General features: G+C 39.1%; 20 protein-coding genes. 5 read left to right on the top strand and 15 right to left on the bottom strand.

All coding sequences use genetic code 11. From position 1 onward, the window contains the following. Positions 1–7: 7 nt before the first annotated feature. Genes F4V72_RS11390 through F4V72_RS11320 form a run of 15 tightly spaced genes read right to left on the bottom strand, consistent with a single transcriptional unit; the run spans position 8 to position 10,023 of the window. The gene (locus tag F4V72_RS11390; protein ID WP_053529185.1) at positions 8–1,069 is read right to left on the bottom strand and encodes a TyeA family type III secretion system gatekeeper subunit; all 1,062 of its coding nucleotides are present in this window, start codon (positions 1,067–1,069) and stop codon (positions 8–10) included. Further along, positions 1,056–1,781 (bottom strand): hypothetical protein, encoded by a 726-nt coding sequence (locus tag F4V72_RS11385; RefSeq protein WP_136058458.1) that lies wholly within the window; start codon positions 1,779–1,781, stop codon positions 1,056–1,058. The genes F4V72_RS11390 and F4V72_RS11385 overlap by 14 nt, the downstream gene beginning before the upstream one ends. Then, complete coding sequence (locus F4V72_RS11380; protein ID WP_080070068.1) at positions 1,778–2,371, bottom strand: type III secretion system domain-containing protein; 594 nt, start codon at positions 2,369–2,371, stop codon at positions 1,778–1,780. The genes F4V72_RS11385 and F4V72_RS11380 overlap by 4 nt, the downstream gene beginning before the upstream one ends. 6 nt (positions 2,372–2,377) lie before the next feature. Continuing rightward, complete coding sequence (gene sctJ, locus F4V72_RS11375; protein WP_150342452.1) at positions 2,378–3,124, bottom strand: type III secretion system inner membrane ring lipoprotein SctJ; 747 nt, start codon at positions 3,122–3,124, stop codon at positions 2,378–2,380. Continuing rightward, positions 3,121–3,489, bottom strand: coding sequence for a type III secretion system inner rod subunit SctI (sctI, locus tag F4V72_RS11370; RefSeq protein WP_071891247.1), 369 nt, complete (start codon positions 3,487–3,489; stop codon positions 3,121–3,123). Before sctI ends, sctJ begins: the two co-directional genes overlap by 4 nt. A gap of 13 nt (positions 3,490–3,502) precedes the next feature. Continuing rightward, positions 3,503–3,703 (bottom strand): DUF1039 domain-containing protein, encoded by a 201-nt coding sequence (locus F4V72_RS11365; RefSeq protein WP_170245757.1) that lies wholly within the window; start codon positions 3,701–3,703, stop codon positions 3,503–3,505. Positions 3,704–3,744: 41 nt separating this feature from the next. Next, on the bottom strand, positions 3,745–3,963 hold the full coding sequence (sctF, locus tag F4V72_RS11360) for a type III secretion system needle filament subunit SctF (protein WP_053529179.1): 219 nt from the start codon (positions 3,961–3,963) through the stop codon (positions 3,745–3,747). 56 nt (positions 3,964–4,019) lie between these two features. Further along, a complete protein-coding gene (locus F4V72_RS11355; protein ID WP_053529178.1) occupies positions 4,020–4,745 on the bottom strand; it encodes a hypothetical protein in 726 nt (241 codons plus the stop codon). Positions 4,746–4,766: 21 nt separating this feature from the next. Continuing rightward, complete coding sequence (gene sctE / locus F4V72_RS11350; RefSeq protein ID WP_053508691.1) at positions 4,767–5,552, bottom strand: type III secretion system translocon subunit SctE; 786 nt, start codon at positions 5,550–5,552, stop codon at positions 4,767–4,769. Between the two features lie 15 nt (positions 5,553–5,567). After that, positions 5,568–6,173 carry a hypothetical protein gene (locus tag F4V72_RS11345; RefSeq protein WP_114048588.1) on the bottom strand — a complete coding sequence of 202 codons (606 nt, stop codon included), beginning with the start codon at positions 6,171–6,173 and terminating at the stop codon, positions 5,568–5,570. Positions 6,174–6,198: 25 nt separating this feature from the next. Continuing rightward, a complete protein-coding gene (locus F4V72_RS11340; RefSeq protein ID WP_136058461.1) occupies positions 6,199–6,564 on the bottom strand; it encodes a hypothetical protein in 366 nt (121 codons plus the stop codon). 24 nt (positions 6,565–6,588) lie between these two features. Continuing rightward, entirely contained in the window at positions 6,589–6,822 is a 234-nt protein-coding gene (locus tag F4V72_RS11335) for a hypothetical protein (protein ID WP_136058462.1), read from the bottom strand. Position 6,823: 1 nt separating this feature from the next. Continuing rightward, complete coding sequence (sctD, locus tag F4V72_RS11330) at positions 6,824–8,080, bottom strand: type III secretion system inner membrane ring subunit SctD (RefSeq protein WP_136058463.1); 1,257 nt, start codon at positions 8,078–8,080, stop codon at positions 6,824–6,826. A 9-nt stretch (positions 8,081–8,089) separates the two neighbouring features. Beyond that, complete coding sequence (locus tag F4V72_RS11325; RefSeq protein ID WP_063390163.1) at positions 8,090–9,595, bottom strand: EscC/YscC/HrcC family type III secretion system outer membrane ring protein; 1,506 nt, start codon at positions 9,593–9,595, stop codon at positions 8,090–8,092. Further along, positions 9,592–10,023 (bottom strand): hypothetical protein, encoded by a 432-nt coding sequence (locus F4V72_RS11320; protein ID WP_129382477.1) that lies wholly within the window; start codon positions 10,021–10,023, stop codon positions 9,592–9,594. The genes F4V72_RS11325 and F4V72_RS11320 overlap by 4 nt, the downstream gene beginning before the upstream one ends. Before the next feature lie 629 nt (positions 10,024–10,652). On the opposite strand from F4V72_RS11320, the gene F4V72_RS11315 reads away from it, so the two are divergent. The 5 genes from F4V72_RS11315 to F4V72_RS11295 all read left to right on the top strand — a co-directional run bounded on the left by F4V72_RS11315 (position 10,653) and on the right by F4V72_RS11295 (position 17,241). Beyond that, entirely contained in the window at positions 10,653–12,521 is a 1,869-nt protein-coding gene (locus F4V72_RS11315) for a Tir intimin-binding domain-containing protein (protein WP_136058464.1), read from the top strand. Between the two features lie 638 nt (positions 12,522–13,159). Continuing rightward, positions 13,160–14,089, top strand: coding sequence for a hypothetical protein (locus F4V72_RS11310; protein ID WP_080070063.1), 930 nt, complete (start codon positions 13,160–13,162; stop codon positions 14,087–14,089). Between the two features lie 173 nt (positions 14,090–14,262). Then, complete coding sequence (locus F4V72_RS11305) at positions 14,263–15,060, top strand: hypothetical protein (protein ID WP_136058465.1); 798 nt, start codon at positions 14,263–14,265, stop codon at positions 15,058–15,060. Positions 15,061–15,460: 400 nt separating this feature from the next. Then, entirely contained in the window at positions 15,461–16,063 is a 603-nt protein-coding gene (locus F4V72_RS11300; RefSeq protein ID WP_053510590.1) for a hypothetical protein, read from the top strand. A 311-nt stretch (positions 16,064–16,374) separates the two neighbouring features. Beyond that, the gene (locus F4V72_RS11295; protein WP_053510592.1) at positions 16,375–17,241 is read left to right on the top strand and encodes a hypothetical protein; all 867 of its coding nucleotides are present in this window, start codon (positions 16,375–16,377) and stop codon (positions 17,239–17,241) included. Positions 17,242–17,516 lie beyond the last annotated feature (275 nt).

Raw genomic sequence — 17,516 nt, 5'->3', positions numbered from 1 at the left:
TACAGTATTATTGGCTTAATTGGTTGATGTACTCTTCGATAGCTTCAGACAGTTGATTTCTTTGTTGTAAGTCCAGGAAACAGATATCGGGAAGAAATTTAACAACCTCGTTCATCCTGATAAGATACAATACGCGTTTATTATCTTTTATACGAAGTTGTTGAATTCGGTTCGCTAACCACTCCGAATACATCCAGCGTTGTTCTATCAAAAGCAGTATTTCACTTAATGCTTCATCTTCTGAAAGACCAATGACGTTAGCCAGTCTACGAGCTGTATCCTCCATACCGAGAAACACCAGTAACTTCTTCAAATCCATCAATGTTGTAATCAGACGAGGGCTTACAGTACCATCCCCCCCTGCAGAAAGTTCATATGCAAAAGTATGTATAAGAATGCGAATGCGGCTGGCGCGATCTGACCATTTTTTGATCTCATTAAACCACTGCCACACCCCTTCTGGGTTACTGCCCTCCTGATCCTGTTGGTGATGCTTTCGGATAATACGCTGCATAGATTGCATTGCATCAGAGTTTATAGAGCCTAACTCCAGCTCAGCAAACATCGCCAAAACCCAATCCTGATGTTCTGCAAGTAATTCATCTAACCGGGAAGAGATCTGTTTACGACGCTTACTTCCTGGCGCTAGCGAACCCGCTTCAGCCGCCAACAATAATGCCGCCTCACTAAAGTTCAACGCCCCCTGACGGAACAGCGTTAATAAATCCTCTGTTCCACTCGCGCTGACATTATTCAGAACAGCTTCAAGTTTATCCCCAACCACCTGTTCTGCTAATAAAGCAAGCTGCTCATCACGTTCAATCCTTTCATCATCACCCGAACCCAGGGTACGTTGCATTTTTCCTTTTAGCCGGTTTCCCAGCATCAGGCTCATATCCTCCATGGTATCCTGCAACGCCACATCCTGCATTTCACTTAATGCGGCCTCAATATCATTTGCGGGTAACGCATCCTGTAACTGCTGGCGCGTTTCAACTTTCCTCTCAAGTTCCTCCCGGGTTTGTCCATGCCACAATGAAACCGGCTGCGAATAACTAATCTTGTCCATTCTCTTCCGCCGTCATTACTGTGCTGGCTACAGGCTGGCTACGCAATTGTTGCAGAATGTCATCTAATTCCGCGTGCATATCAATTAAGACACTAACTAGCGAATTACCTAACGTTGCCTGCCAGGATTCAAGATTAGAATCAACCACAACCTGAAAAATATGTTGTGAGTATTCACAATCAGCTAATAAATTTTGCTCGAATGCGTTTGCCTTGTCCTGCGAAGGTAGCGCCAGGACTAAGTTAGGTTCTTTTTGGAACTGTTTAAGCATTGTTTTGACGCGCATATAGATAGCACTATCCCAATCAGCTTCAATCCCCCACAGTTGGAGGGCCTCAATAGTCCATTGACGGGCTTTTTGCATCGCCGAAAAATATAGCTGCCGCTCGATATCCTGTTCTTCAACTAGCCATTTCACGGTCTCAGCCAATAATTTCTTTCGTTCATTTTTATTTTCGATGATCAATTGTTTTAACTGAGATTTATTTTCCTCAGCAAGCTTCTGCTGCTGAGCAATACAAAGTTGTCGCTGCTTCCTGCGCATTCTTCTGATAGATCTGGCAGCTAAACCTCGGGCTCTGACGATGTCATTATTTACATGATAATATTCTGCCAGGTCATCAGGTGATATTATTAACTTAGTAGGTTCTGGTGCATAAGAGAGATGTTCTACCGGAAACCCAAAGAGAATCTGTCCATTTTTAACGTTCAAATAAACCTCCCAATCCGTGCCAGCATTGAATTTATATCATCTAATTCATTCTGTCTCAACTGCTCTACATCGCTATATTCTATAGGGGGTAATGTATGCATAATCATATTACCAATCCAGTCATCACCAACTATCTGAGAAAAAATTTGCAGTCCTAAAGAAAAGGAAACTGCAGGTAATTCATGCGCCGCAACTGTAGGCGCGGAATTTTCACCGTGCCATAAGGAAAAAAGCTGATTAACAGTCACCTCACCTAATAGATTAATTAGCACCCTGCGATAATCACCTAGTAAAAAATAGTCTATACTATTAAGAGATATCAGCCCCAAAGCCGTTAGCATGACGGGAAGTTTTGGTATCCAGGTAATCCATTGTCTCTGGCACGGGGACATTTCTGCTGCTTGTGTATGCCATTTCCATCCTAAGTGGTGGTGGAGCAGATGATCAATCGACGGACGAAGCGCCGGAAACATCTGGTAGTCATCAAGCCAGTGGCTTAATTCATACAGCGCCCAGTACTGTCCGTGTATAAACTCACCAGGACAAGCATATAGACGAACTAGAATTTGATACTCCTTGTCATGAAACATATATCATTATCCGTTCTGTGAAATTTTTCTTTTCCGTTCTTTATTTTTAATTAGAAAATACTGCCAAGGAAAATTATCCATGCCCCCCCCCACTAGCGTCATAGCAAGCCAGAAACCATAAATATTTAGCCAGTCTTTAACTGTCTCGTTTTTTACAATTTTAATACCCGAATTGAGGTAGTGAACAGGCTGTAAAACTATGCTAATTTTGTCATAATCAAGATCGGGAATGCTGTCATGAACTAACCCTTTAATCTGAGTAACAGAGTTTTGTAAATTAGTTTCTGGTGAATATTTAATAAACACTGATACTGATGACATCTGTTCCTCTGGAGCATCATCAGTAGGCATAGATTGAGCAATAGACACACGTGCAGAAATAACACCATCCATATCAGATAGCATTCTTTCAATATTCTGCTCTTTTAGATAAACAATCTTACTTAACTCCTGCCCAGGAGAAGTAACCAACTGGTCACTGGGAAAAACATCCTCCACATTACGATATTTTTTTTGCGGGTAACCGTGAAGGCGAAGTATCTCAACAGCAGAAATAAAGTCACTTTTATCAATTGATATAGAAAATAAGCCATTTTTATTTACAGTTTTATCTACATCAATATGCTGGGACAGCAGCAGAGCAACCATTTGGTTAGCTTCATCCTGAGATAAATTGTCATAAAGCTCGGCCTTACAACCACAGAGCAACGTAACAAGTATCAATAGACTTAAAAACCTAAAAAAACGTGTCATTGCATCGTCGTCAATTTATTAACAGCCTGAGAAAATTGCCCAGCAACCTTCGCGGTAAGATCCAGATTGAAAGACAAATTGAAAAGCGCATATTGGGTATTTAGTAAATTTGTCGCACTATCAACCTTTGTTCCATGCATAAGATCGGTGTCAGCAACTGAATTTATTTTCGCAATAGTATTGGCATACAATTCCTGCTGTTGCTGTATTCCATTTACAAGATTAGCTTCTGGTACTGGTTGTGAAGCTGCCATCATTCTTTTAAATTCCTCAATATCCTTTACATCAGGAACATTGATATGCGTAGCCACATCATTTGAAGGTAAAGATTGTAGTGTCGAATTTGTTACTACTGATACGTCCATAAACCACCATTTATTAATTTAAGATAAAAAAATCGAGTTTTTTATTCATTTCAGGTGAGAGTAATTCTCTTACACTAAAAAAAGCAGCTTCATCCTTAAGTAAAACATAATAGAGGGCTTCACAGAGTGCTCTATCATTCTCATCTGCAACCAGGAAAGGTAGAACGTCAAGGATAGAATTACCTTCAGAACGCATATTATACTGCGCAGCCATTATTAAGCACTCTACTAATAATCGTTTTTGTATACTGTTCATTATATTTTTGACGTAATACCGGACAGAAGATCCTTGAACATTTTTATTACAGCACTATCAAGTTGCACTGCCGTTGAATATTGTTGAGCCCATTCTTGAATGCGTAACATATCAAGTGGATTATTTAGATCAGAAGGAGACATCATGTTTTGCACATTACTCCAGTTATTATTAGCGGTCTGTAATAGTTGAGCATTAACATTTTCAAGACTACTCATGGCAATATTCCATTAAATGATAATTAATAGTGGCCTGCTATGCAGGCCACTAAGTATTAGCCTGCTACGGCTGTAATCGCACGAGAAAAGCGCTCTGCGGCCGAGGCCAGAGAACTAGCAACAGTGGCAAATTGACTGGAAATTTTTTTACCAGCATCTGCATATTGCTTTGCATTATTCAATGCCAAATTACTATTATATTTATCCATCTCAGCGATAGAATCTAATTTCTTAGCCCCGGAACCAATGATGCTCCCTCCAATCGAAAAGGGCTGGCTAATCAATTTACCGATAGGCTCACCACATTGCCCTAATATACCTAACTTACTATGTGGATTAAGGGGTCTCTCATTAGCCTTAAGATAGTTATCGAGCGCATCTCCCGCTAATCCTTTAGCACCCTTCAGCGCTTGACGACGGTTGTATCGCTCCTTATGAGTGATACCTTTAGATGCAACATGCCCACCAAACGAACATCCCATTGAAACAATGCCACCCACCACTTCACCTGCACCGGCAAGAATTGTAGATTTCATCGTCTTACTCGCAGAATCGCGTTGATGTTGAAATGAGGACACCTGACGACCCCAAGAGCTCACCTCCTGAGTCGTCGCCGACGTCAACTGCATGTTGCGAATCTCACATGCCTGCTCTGCCAGCTCTTTAAAAGTAGCAATGATTTGTTCTTTCAGGTCAAAAGAGGTCATGTCCATTGACTGACCGGAAACATTACCGCTTTGTACCGCTACGTTGCTGGTAGTGCCAGTAATCGTTGTTGCCATAATTTTATACTCCAGGATTAGTTATACGGCATTAGTCAAAACTTGCATCTGTAGGTTGCCCATTGAATTTACTGCAGATGTAACGTTTTCTAGCATTTGTATATTTGCATCAACCTGCTTTTTGATATTATCCTGCTCTTTCTGCTTGAGAGACTCAGAAAGCTCATAGTTTGTACTGATAAGATCAATATTGTTCTGCAAATTATCAATGGCATTTTTTATTTTGGCTGTTTGTACCTTAAAAACACCATCGCCAATACCGTTCAGACCACCGCTGATACCATCAATCACTGCGGTGCGCTTGATAAAGCGCTTAGCGCCACCGTTAGCAATATGAGTTAATGCACGCTTACCCATGCCTGGTTTTTCAACACCGGTTTTAAGGGCTTTCTTAGCGCCCCCAGCCATGCGCTTCATCGGTTGCGATAACCCGATATGCTGCATCAAACCCTGGCTCGCCTTCCCTATACTTTTACGTACCGTTTTGGTCACTGCTTTCCTGGCCGCTTTAGCAATATGTTTAACCGGTCGAACGATAGTCATGACTAAATTAATTACATGCGCAATGATACTCACAATGGCATGAAGGATACGATGACGTTGCTCTTTTTTATACTCGTCTTCATTCTTCTTCTGAGTGTCGATTGCATCTTGCTGCTGCTGCTTGATACCAGCAATCTCTCCTTTATTTTGAATGGCTTGACTCTGAACAGAAAGTAACATATTTATTCTGTTCATAAATTTGATGGTCATTAAATTTCTACCAACATCAGCGCTGCTGGTAGAATTTACGCCTAAGATTTGCATATAGACCTCCAAAAACTATTTAAAGTTTGAGACTATTTGAGTAATAACCTGGTTAGATTTAGACATTGTCTGTGAAATGGCAGTAATACTCTGAGTTAAAGCCTGTAACGCAACCTGTAACTCAAGTTGATATTTACTATTCGAATCTGAATATGATGTCGACATAATATCAAACTGCCCCTTGATAGCTTGTAATTGCCCTTCATTAAATTTATCATCGGTACTAATAGGTGAAAAAGTACCGCCCTCACCTCCATCAGTTACACCTGTTATAATAATGGCATTGTCGTTGATATAATCGACAACATCATCAGGCAATGCCGCCGTCTCATTAGGATTATTATTTTGATCCACTTCATTTTGCACGTTGACAAGCACTTCATTTGTTTCATTGGACATTTTTTGACATGCCAACTCATTTTCTGTCTGAACGTTATATTGCTGCCCCACGTTCGCGACTAAACCGACAACTGCATAACAGTGTTCAACATAAAGTAGACAGATGACACTAAATACACTCATTTCTGATACCATCATTGATGTTTCAGCTGTTGAAGCTGCAACTACTGATGATGTATAAAACTGGTTTGACGTTGCACTTACTTCGGTATTCGAATACATATGATAGTCCGTGTTAAATTTGTTTCTACATAAAACTTTTATACAATTTTGGCTTTAACGCCTCTTTTCTTTCAGGCGTAGCGTTACCATCTATCTTTTGAGGTTGCACATTCACTGAAGAAGTATTAGCGATAGCAACCATTCGTTTTAGAGATTGGTACTGTTCTTTTGCCCGGCGGATTTGGTCCGCAATATTCGCCATATCCTGCAACAATATTTCCCCATGTAATACCTCAAACTCTTTTAGCTGAGAAGAAATTTTAGGGTCAGTCTTTGCTTTCTCGACTAACTGTTCATAGGTTACTTTTAATTTTTCAAAACGTTCTACTTCAGAAATAAGTTTATATCGTTCACGCTCTATGTTCGCCTGAATATCATCAATACCATTCATAGCCCGTCCTTTCAAAAGTCAATGTCAGGGATTCTTATGCCGATAATTCATCGACACTCTTTCAATAACACGTATACCAGATAGTAACGCATGAACTAGCGACTCCCGGTAAATTTCAGGGAAATTATTTTTCCCATTAATAGCTTCGGTAAGTATTTCCTGCAATTGAAAGAAATGTGTTCCGTATGGATCACATCTTAATTTCTCATTACTTTCGGTGACATTGCCAATAATATTTACAAAACGATTTTTTGTCATGTCATAATCCCAAGGGTAGATGCAATAGCTCCCCACGTTTAGTAAGTTCGATACCGTTAATACTGTCGATATTCACGATTTGATACCCCCCAGGCAGCACAGCCCCTTTTTGCAAGCGAGTACCATCGTCCAGAATGACATAAGGAAAATCACTATTACCACCAATACTCGCAACAGGAGCAGGTAAAATACCCAGCGCACTCGAACTAGTGTTAATATTCTGGTAGATAATTTCCTGTGTTCCCGGATAAGAAAGCATATGATGTCGAATTAAAGTATACAATGAGTTACGCTCCTGAAGATTGAGACGTCCACTCACAATAATACGGTCATCTACACGTTGAATGCTCAACATTGGCAATAATTTCAACTTGCGCAAGTCACTAATCAATTCATCCAACTCTTTATCATTTACTGATTTAACCGACCAGGAACGTAGCCCCTGCATATCGTTCAAAAGCTTAACAACCCGTTGCCACCGTTGATCTTCTTCTATTTGACCACTAATAATCACCTTTCCAGGAGCTTTATCCATATATGCGAAAACCCGGTCAAAACCATTAATCTGTAAGGCATCCATAACATTCTGTATTAGACGATCATCGCAAATAACATCCAGTATGTAATTGGTATCATTATTTTTTAGGAAATCCAGTACTGGTTGCAGTAACTTCTCACTTTTGCATTGTCCTGATATATTAACCACGTCATTTTTTTCCCAGAAAAATTTAACCCCAGGAAGAACATGTTGGTTTTCAAGTTCTACTAACTTCTTTTGTACCTCAACATCTGGCAATACAGAATTCTCTCTCGCTCGCGCATTATGGATTAAATACCCTGTACCACACATTAACACTAAACTGGCAATGACCATCACGATGATCAGTATAATAATAAATCTATTGTGATTTGATGATATAGTACTATTCTTGCGGGTGACAGCTATCAATGAATCCAGACAACTATCCATCTCCCCAAGGGCAAACTGTATACCCGCTATATCAAGAGTAGCCTGTAAAGGTAAAAGCTCACCCGCAAGAGCAATCCCCTCAATGCCGTTACGCCAGAGTTTAGTGGTCTTCGTTAAACTAATCCCCTGACTGCTGATATCAAATTCTATCTGTTTTTCTTCACTCTCAGATAAAGCCAGCCAGACATCACAATCACCTGTCCCAATACTAAATATACCTTCTCGCAGTAGCAGCTCACGACCGACCAAAGAAGAATTTAAAAATTTTATTTTATATACGTAATCCATCACGCCCTCTTAAATTTTAAGTGGTACCGCTTTGATCAAAAATAGGCGCACGGTTTGTACTTTTGTTGTTTCCTTGCTTTTAAAAAAATTACCAATCAAATAGATATCACCTAATAACGGAATTTTGCGTTCCGTTACGATATCTTGATCCTGAACAAAGCCCCCCAGTAACAAACTTTGCCCACTTTTTAACGTTGCCTGAGTATCAATTTCTGAATTCTGAACCTGCGGCATACCATCCGCACCAAGAGCTGACGACTGCTGGCTCCCATCCTGAATACTTAAAAGTAACAACACTTCAGCAATTCCAGCCTCATTTTTTACGACGCGTGGCGTAACCTGCATTAATGTTCCACTTGTAATGGAGGCCAACTTAGCAACTTTGTCCCCCACTAATTTGGTATAAAACGTTGTATTTTTATCCAATACAGCCTGTACGTTATTCAACGTCACCACCGAAGGTTGGGATAACACCTTTGCCTGGGATTTTTGCTCCAGTGCATTGACTCTGACCATAAAATCGCTCGCATTAGTGATCACTGAAGTCGCATAGCCACTGCCGCTGGATAAATTGGTATTAAGCTGTAAGTTCATTCCCCCTATATCAGCGTTTGCAGCCCAATCAATACCTAATGCGCCAAGATCTTCAGCATTAACATCAATAATGGACACCGTAATTTCAATCGCATCCTGCCGATGGTCTAACTGTGAAATAAGACGTTGGTACATTGGCATATTGGCATCACGGTCACGAACAACCACTGCATTTTGACGCGGGTCAGCAGAAAATGTTGGCCCACTACTTTCGGTTTCCTGTTGCGCTGCATTAAGCTGTGTTGGTGTGCTGGCACTATTAACTGCCTGCGAATTATTCATTCGCTGTAACACCGTCACAACACCAGGAATTATTACACTCTGATTCCGATATTGATAAGTTACATCTGTTGCAGATGCGTACTTTAATGGAAATACCTGGACATTTTCTTTTTGTTGATCTACCTGAGCCTGGTTACGCGAGGCAACGCTTAGCTGGCTGGCTATATCTGTGATATGCTTAACACATTCAGGGACTCCATAGATCTCAAAAGATTGCGAAACACCAATTTGACGAAGCTGGCATGTCCCTTCAGCAAGAACGCCTGCCTGAAGAACATATTCCTTAAGCTGTTCACGAGTATCAAATTCTGGCGTAATAACAGAAGATTTCACTTCATTGTTTTTGTAAACATAGAGCGCCTTACCATCATAATACCAAACCAAATTATAAGTACGAGCAAGCCTATCCAACTGCTGTTCCGGCGTACCCTTTTCGAAGCGACCGATAAAAACATCTCGAATAGACGGACTGGTAATTACCGGTATATCATAATTTGCACCAAAATTTTTCAACAGTTCGCTCACGAGCATACCGTGAGTCATAACAAAGAAAGGGGGCCCCTTCCAATCGAGGGTAGACGCAGAAAATGCCTCAATTGGCAATAAAATCAATATGAATAAAAAAAGCAATGCTCTCATACTAAACCATTTCTAACCATATGCGATAAACGGAATTGATTGTCATTGGTTATGACATTCTGCAATTGATTTTGAAGCCTCCGACCAAGAAGCGTAGCTACCGCAATGTGCTCATTCACTTTTTGGCATAGTACATATAACTCCACTTGATTCGTAAAACGCTGGACCAACCACCAGATATTATCTCGTTGTATAATTCCGTATTGCCAGGCACCATTTGCAGCCAGAAGTACACCGCTACATGTTATCCAGCGAGCTACATCTTTCTCCGACGGCGTTGGTAACTTCACCATCAATAACCAAAAATCACTGTTCTCAATAATTTTCCCTGATAAAAAGTTTATCTGAACAGTAAACTCAATACACTCACCGCTATTGTTCTTATGCCCTAACCAAAATATGTCTGGAATATCCAGCCATGTTGCCATTATGTATGCAACCTCCCTCTCCAATTCGACTGCCAATGTCGCAAAACACACCACAAAAAACAACCCATTAAATTACACTTTAATTAGTCCAAAAATAGACACAGAGGAAGAATAATGAGTGTCACTTTATTATTGCTCTTATTGCCCGGATTCACTTATCATTTCTTGGTTAACCTGTACGTTTATACCTTAAGTCATTAGAGTTGCTGACAAGCGGCGACACAACGAATCCCCAGCCATTTACAATGAAGTAAATGGCTGAAGTAAAAAAGCCAACGCAAATGATACTCGAAATATCATGAGTATATACGTAAATTAAATTCAGGAGCTAAGCATGCCTATACCAGTTAGCATACCAACCCCCCCCCTCTTTACCACCCAGAGCTTCTGGCCTTAATAATGGTGGTAATACAAGTACTATTAAACAGGAAATTTATAATACACCGAAAGATTCAGCGTTTAATACAGTTCGACTTATCGACCATAGCGGGAGAAAAAGACCTGGCCTTGCCGATGGGTTTGCTCCAGCTCTTACGAAAGAACTTATTAAAAATCATCAAGATCCCCTTACTACCGCAACGGATTTTTTTAACAACAAAGGTTCTAATTTAGCTAACATACCAGAACGGATGAGCGCTGTAGTTGGTGCTTATGAACGTTTCGGTGGTGATATTACAGGTCGTGGAACCCAAGTATTTGCTTCAGTATTCGGTCCAACAACTAATGCGTCAGTAGTAGCCTCTAACAAGGGCAAGCAGCTAAGAGCGATGCAGGCTACCTCACAGCACCCTTCTGCAACGGCGATTAAGGATAATATTAGCTCTGATAGCAATACATTTGACAGGAAAGCCTTTTCGGAGAAAGTTGCTTATCTGGATAAAGCGTTATCGCGAGGTGAGAATAAAGCAAGTATTGCTACTGCTAACTTAAAATCGGAGGTAGTACAACCGAAAGAAATGCGGTTAGAAAAACGCTCCTTATTACCGATAGACACCGGCTGCGTGGCATCAACGAGTGTTGAAAAGCAAGGGACCGTCGGGCATACATCTAATTTAACAAACGTAAATGCCAGTACGTCTGGTGTCATCACTCGCGACCAGAGTACTAATACGCCTGCCATTAACGACAGGATCGCCAGTGATGCCCATAATCCTGATAGTCATTTGAACTCATTTGGGAATAACGCTGATATAGAGCGCCGTAGCTCAGCTAACAATCATGTTCAGGAGCGAGGTAATTTGAGCTCATCTGAGAATAATGCTCCTGGAAACAGTCATAGTTCAGCTAACAATAATAATCTGCAACTAATTGATAGTATTAACAATACTTCTACTAAAGATAAAGTTGAACTCAATGCAACGCCTGTGCAAGAGGCGAAACAAAAACACACGCACCGAATATCTGATAACACACTTTTCTCCATTATTGGCATAGCGACGCTGCTTCTTGGGGTAGGTATTGATGTGCTAGGTTTCACGTTACGAGGGGAGCGTTCTACTGCCGACACGGCGGAAGCAGATCAACTTGTTGATATTCCAGCCGACTTACAAGATGAGATTACCAGTCTGGAAAATAGTGTGGAGCTTGAAGATCAGATTAGCAGTATGCTGAACGATATTGCTACACAATGTGAAGACAACGTCACACAAATAACTGAAGTTGCAGAGTGGCTTTCTTCAGCACAAGATCAAATCCTTTCAGACATCGAAAGGAAAGCTTATGATACAGCGCTGGTACAGACAGAGGCAACTGCTTTCGCTGATCCAAATAACCAACAGATGACAGTCGACGATTATGGTAACTTGGTTCCAACTGGTCAATTGACCACTGCTGCAAAAGAGGAATGCGAAGAACAAGCCACTCAAATTGCGCAGCAAGCAAAAAATATGGCGAGCACAGCGTTAAGCTCTACAATTGACCGGATTAATGCAAAGGCGACGGATATAAGCAAAGTCAGTGATACTCTGGCTAACGCCAGCAGCACTGCCAACGATATTAGTCAATCAACACAGACCGTTATAAACAAACTGGGGAACATTGAACAAACCGTCGAAAATTACGTGAATAGTCAAACCAATGTAACACAATCCGGTATTTCGAGCTCCGGATTTGATGCAATAGAAGGGCTCGGTAGCGTCGTGGCGGCGCTCTCAGTACCAATTTTTGCAAAACTTTTTACGAACATCCACCACAACAAACTGGCTGAAAAACAGGTAAAAGATCAATCGGTTAACCAAAAACCATCTGCAATACAGGATGATATAACTGCATCTGACAATGCCGGCTCGTCACCTGAGGAGGGAGGAAATGATATGTATGCGGCGGCCACTGATGCCCGATCTGATCTTAGTAGCAACGGATCGTTAGCCGCGAGAGACGGATCGTTAGCCGGGAGAATAGACAATTTTGCGGAAGATATAGAATCTGACAGCAGTGATTCGTCGTCAGTCTATACGGAGGATACATCAGATTCTGTCGATATCGGAACGTTAGTCTAGGAAAAACACTAACTTAGACCAGATCGACCGCAGAGTTCACCATAAATAAATTACCTAAATTATCTGATTATAGTGATACAATTTTTTATATGTCAGCGTAGCCTTACTCACAAGGATGTGAGTATAACATATATTTTTCATGACATATAATGCGCATATGAAAATCATAGAGAATCGTGTTCAATCGTTAGCATCAGTACCAGCCTCGGTCTCTGATAATTCAATTAGTCCTTGATATTATACGCTCTCAAATAAATATGCAGGAACACAATGACGGAACAGATCTATGCTCCTCGTCAAAATGTCCACACTTTGCAAGAAGCAATCCAGTCTATTAATAGATAATCCTTCGACATGCTAACGCCAGCATCGACTATACGAAAATAAATTCTGGTAACAAGACAGATTTAATGCAGAAATTATCATGAGAGAGCTATAAATAAAATATTTTTATATAAAAATAGCCTCACATGCTATTATATTTCCATCATCAATTTTCTTTTTACATTAGCAATAACCAAAAACACATCAAGAATAGTCCATAATCACGACACTTATCATAATAAAAATAGACTTCCATCAACATGATTCAACATGTAAAAATAACAATAATGGCAATACACCTTTTAGGATTGATAATGAAAACATCAACTTCAGCACAACCATTTCCAGTCTTCTTAAATAATTTAAATGAATCTATTTATGGTACTAAGGATATTGATATCAATAATACTCACTCCGGGCATGTTAGCTTCTTGCATATCAAGTCTATTGATAAACAAATTGCGAAGTATATTAGGAATAAAGAGTATATTTCTGCACACGATAGAGAACAATTATATAAACTGTTCGATGTCATCCAAAATCAAGGCAGCCAGTGTACTGCTAAAAAATTAGCCAAGCTTAATAACTCTCTTAGAGATTTATCAAAAATAAAATCTGAATCATGCAAGGCATGGGATGCTATTACGAGTACTAAACTCAATATTAAGGCACTAGATCAACATAAAAGCAGGCTGCAACAAGAGCGTGATTGTCGTTTTCAGATATTATACGAAAAACTTAGTGCTTTACCTGAAAAGAATATTCCAGAACAGGCCAGACAGAAATTTGCAGACTGCATAGCAGAAAAAGATAGCAAACAACTCCTTATCAAATTTCAAGATTTTATTGAGTCATGTGCAAATAAAATAACAATCAACAATAACCTTACTTTATATAATGACGTGGATATTAAAAGTATACAAAAAGCCATATCTAACCTTCCTGCAAGTTCATTAACCTGGGATCAGTTTAAATGTGAGCTTAATGAAATTCGTAAGCTAAATTCAGATCTGGATAAAATGGAAAAAAGTATCATCCAAAGCAAGATCCGTATCGATACACTAGCAGAAAAATTTTTTATCACAAACAATGACCAGGGCCTGAATGATCTTAAAAAGATGGTTGTAAAACCGGCGCCAATAGTTTTCCATAATAAACAGTCAAATATAAAGTTGCTACGTGACAATTTATTTGCACTTACAATAAGAAAAAATGCAGAATTGCTAACAGATTCCGGTAATTAATTTTTTGAACGTAAAACACCTGGCCAGAATAAGAAACATAAGAAATAATAATTAAACAAGGAGCCCCTACAATGCACTTTACACAACAACGAGAATAAAAATGGACTTCATTGTTATGATGCGTACATGCTATTCTATAAAGAAACCCTGACAAAACAATCAGAGAATAAATTATGAAATTATCTCATAAAGATCTTTCAACTTTTTTAACAACGATTAACTCTTATAAAAAAGATCAAAATCAGAATGTTGCGGACTTACCTAAACTTCGCCTGAGTAAGGCTGATATAAAATTCATTGATAAAGAAGTAGCTAAGTATATTAAGAATGATCAGCGTATTTCTTTTGCTGACTTAACGATATTAAATTCGCTTCACGATATTATAAAAAAACAAGGTAGTCATTGTGAAAGCGAAAAATTAGCGAAACTCAGTAAAGCGCTAAAAAATGTTACGCAGATAAAATCTGACGCTTGTCTTGCAAGTGAGAGAATGGAGAAACATTTTTCTAGCATAAAAGATGCTACGCAAAAACATGTGAACTTAATGCCAGTCTATAAAGAATCTATGTTAAAACTGAATGAAAAAATAAAAGACATCGATATTGCCCATTCTCAAATTACCACTAAACAAAAAGATGAATGTTTAAATGCGAAAACAGCAAGCAGTAAATATATACTGTTAACTAATATATCGACTTCACTTATGAGAAAAGAGACAGTAATTGTTAAAGATACTGGTCGGTGGGGTAGATCAACAGAGCGAAACATTGTTAAGGTAAAATATTTAAAAGGCCATAATTTATGGCATAGTTGTGCGCGGGATGCACAAAAGGCAATGGCTATCGAAAAAAACATAAAACAATTAAATCGACAATTAACTATTTCTCGCAATCAAATTCGTCTTGATTCGAGTCGATTTAAAGTTCCTTCTAATGAAGCTGGTTTAGCCCAATTAAAAAATATGGTTTGATAGTGTATATCTATGCCTCTATTTTTTGCATAGCGCTACTCATAGGTTACTCTTACAGACTATTATTAAATTAATAGTCTGTTTGTTATAAATTAAATTTAAAGCCAGGTAATGCTATGTATTTTGTACTTATCCCGTTAAAAATTGTCATAAAGCAACGGAATTTACCGGGAAAGTACGTAGTTTATAAAAGATATTAGCAGTAGAATAAGTCATTTGCATTATTTATGTTTTTTTATCGAACAGTCACTGAATTCTGTTAGTGGCATAATATAAATAATGCTACCAAATAGAATTATCCAACTACCTTAATAGGTGCCGAGACATTAAATAGTATCATGTTCGCCTATAATATTTAACCTACTACTTTAGTGATGTAGATTATTGGAAATGGAACAAAATGAATGATAGATCTTTCACTCGTAAAATTGAAATCATTAAACTTATCGTTTCTGTTATTATTTCATTATCGGTTGCTTCTATTGCCTATGTTGTGCAACATAGTGTAGTCGAACAGCAAGCGCACCGTACGTTGTTAAGTAATATATCAGCAAAACTTATTGATAAAAGACTCAGTATTTACGATCAAATAAAGATCCCACTTAACAGAATATACTGTTTCATAGAGGAAAAGGGGGATTGGCAAAGCTACTCCCCCGAAGAAATAATCAAAACACATAATATGCTAAATGAAATCGTATATTCTCAGCGCGCAATTTGGTCGAAAAAAACAATAGAACGCTATACTGAATATATGAACCAACAGGCTTTTATTATTGATAACATTCATCACGGAATCAAAATAAGAGCAGAAATAAATGACCTGCGAAGAGCTGCACCAGGATGGGATGATAACTATAGAACATTGTTCACTGGCGAGCGTTCAATATTTCACAGGAATGCCTATCAAGAATTAAATAACGCTTTAGCTGAAGACCTCATGTTAACCAAAAGCGAATTAATATTAAGTCAATATGATAAACTAAGTACAAGTCGAAATTAACTTTTATGAGAGTCTTTGTATCTATTTTTACACCAATTATTATATGGCGTTATTAAATCAATAGCATATAATATATATTACATCTTCGGTAAGATGTGTGTAAACGATTGTTTTGATTTGGTAGGCAGCATAAACAATATATTATATAATATACAAAATCTAAATTTACTCCATAAAAATTTCTTTTAAGACCATTAAATCTCTTGATGAGAAACACTCCTTTTATCTTTATTTATCGAGAAAATGGTCACCCTATGAAAATTCAAACAAAATTATATACATTATTCTAAATGCTCACAGGAGAACAAAATATGAAGAACACAGACTCATATTATGATGAAATCAGAACAAAAATAGTGGATGCTGCAAAAGAGGATGTTGATAAAAACGAGATACTCTGGGCTATTGCTGATAGCGGCACAGCCCTGATCGATACCCTGACAAACATACCTGTATTTAATGCTACCACCACAATCGTCAAAGAACTCCATAGCTTAATCAATAACCATCCCGTAATACCTGTGCCAAATCCATGGTTTGTATGGAATCAACATGATGATAACTCCAGTCCAGAAACTATTAAGTACCTGCGAAAAAGAGGTTACGTTTCGGCAGCGTCATCCGCTATTGCTATCGCAGGGGCTGGTGGTTCCCTGGTGACATGCGTTGATGTGGGAACTGTCGGCCAGGGAGGAGCAGCTTGCGCATCGACGATGAGGCATTTAGCGGGTTTTCGGGACATTGCGATGAAGTATAAAGAAAGCGCCACCATTCAGTCCTGGCTTGATGTTCTTATCACTATGAAGAATTTAAAACTAGCCGTCCGTGGAGGACAAGTCAGCGTTGCTGTATTGTCTGCCGTGCCAGTATTATCTACTGCCCTATCCATTATTGGTAGCTCGTTAAGCTCAGCAGCAAAAGTGGGGATAAATCTCAAGTATTCTAATGTATGCCGCTACACTGCAATAGATTTACACTGGCGGGCTATGCAAGAAACAATACTGATTGAAACTTTCAGCCGACACAATGATGACTCTGGTCCGGCAAGGGCAATTCTCTTTGAATTATTTGAACGCAAAGGCCTTACTGGATTTGTATGGGGAAAGCATCATGTTGATAAATTAATTAAGGAACCTGCAGGCTGGATGGCAATTGCAGATAAATTGCTCATTATTTAATTGCCATTTTCAGAATGCGGCAACTGCTTCAAAACCTCAGTAGATCCTAAACATACCTCTTACAAGAGGTAATACCGATCGTTTAAGAGTATAATTGAAGAGTCCTAGCGTTATATAAATAGCGCCTTTTTATCTCTATGCACTGCTCCTGATTCCAGACAGTTCAAGACCAGAATTCTTCGTCTTTTTACATGAAGGCACGACACCGGACACACTTCTCATTCAGCCGTTGATAGACGGGACCATGAAACTGGCGAAGGCGAAGCTGATAGAAG

Origin of the sequence: Salmonella enterica subsp. diarizonae (assembly GCF_008692785.1) — a bacterium.
GTDB classification, from domain to species: domain Bacteria; phylum Pseudomonadota; class Gammaproteobacteria; order Enterobacterales; family Enterobacteriaceae; genus Salmonella; species Salmonella diarizonae.
The sequence above is the reverse complement of the archived record's forward strand: the minus strand, read 5'-3'. Positions and strand labels throughout refer to the sequence as shown.

Coding starts and splice junctions, on each gene's coding strand:
- F4V72_RS11335 (WP_136058462.1), bottom strand. CDS start 6,822: ATGACAAAAAATCGTTTTGTAAATATTATTGGCAATGTCACCGAAAGT.
- F4V72_RS11300 (WP_053510590.1), top strand. CDS start 15,461: ATGAATGATAGATCTTTCACTCGTAAAATTGAAATCATTAAACTTATC.
- F4V72_RS11310 (WP_080070063.1), top strand. CDS start 13,160: ATGAAAACATCAACTTCAGCACAACCATTTCCAGTCTTCTTAAATAAT.
- F4V72_RS11380 (WP_080070068.1), bottom strand. CDS start 2,371: ATGTTTCATGACAAGGAGTATCAAATTCTAGTTCGTCTATATGCTTGT.
- F4V72_RS11325 (WP_063390163.1), bottom strand. CDS start 9,595: ATGAGAGCATTGCTTTTTTTATTCATATTGATTTTATTGCCAATTGAG.
- sctF (WP_053529179.1), bottom strand. CDS start 3,963: ATGAGTAGTCTTGAAAATGTTAATGCTCAACTATTACAGACCGCTAAT.
- F4V72_RS11355 (WP_053529178.1), bottom strand. CDS start 4,745: ATGGCAACAACGATTACTGGCACTACCAGCAACGTAGCGGTACAAAGC.
- F4V72_RS11345 (WP_114048588.1), bottom strand. CDS start 6,173: ATGTATTCGAATACCGAAGTAAGTGCAACGTCAAACCAGTTTTATACA.
- F4V72_RS11365 (WP_170245757.1), bottom strand. CDS start 3,703: ATGGCTGCGCAGTATAATATGCGTTCTGAAGGTAATTCTATCCTTGAC.
- sctE (WP_053508691.1), bottom strand. CDS start 5,552: ATGCAAATCTTAGGCGTAAATTCTACCAGCAGCGCTGATGTTGGTAGA.
- F4V72_RS11390 (WP_053529185.1), bottom strand. CDS start 1,069: ATGGACAAGATTAGTTATTCGCAGCCGGTTTCATTGTGGCATGGACAA.
- sctI (WP_071891247.1), bottom strand. CDS start 3,489: ATGGACGTATCAGTAGTAACAAATTCGACACTACAATCTTTACCTTCA.
- F4V72_RS11305 (WP_136058465.1), top strand. CDS start 14,263: ATGAAATTATCTCATAAAGATCTTTCAACTTTTTTAACAACGATTAAC.
- sctJ (WP_150342452.1), bottom strand. CDS start 3,124: ATGACACGTTTTTTTAGGTTTTTAAGTCTATTGATACTTGTTACGTTG.
- F4V72_RS11320 (WP_129382477.1), bottom strand. CDS start 10,023: ATGGCAACATGGCTGGATATTCCAGACATATTTTGGTTAGGGCATAAG.
- sctD (WP_136058463.1), bottom strand. CDS start 8,080: ATGGATTACGTATATAAAATAAAATTTTTAAATTCTTCTTTGGTCGGT.
- F4V72_RS11315 (WP_136058464.1), top strand. CDS start 10,653: ATGAGCGCTGTAGTTGGTGCTTATGAACGTTTCGGTGGTGATATTACA.
- F4V72_RS11340 (WP_136058461.1), bottom strand. CDS start 6,564: ATGAATGGTATTGATGATATTCAGGCGAACATAGAGCGTGAACGATAT.
- F4V72_RS11295 (WP_053510592.1), top strand. CDS start 16,375: ATGAAGAACACAGACTCATATTATGATGAAATCAGAACAAAAATAGTG.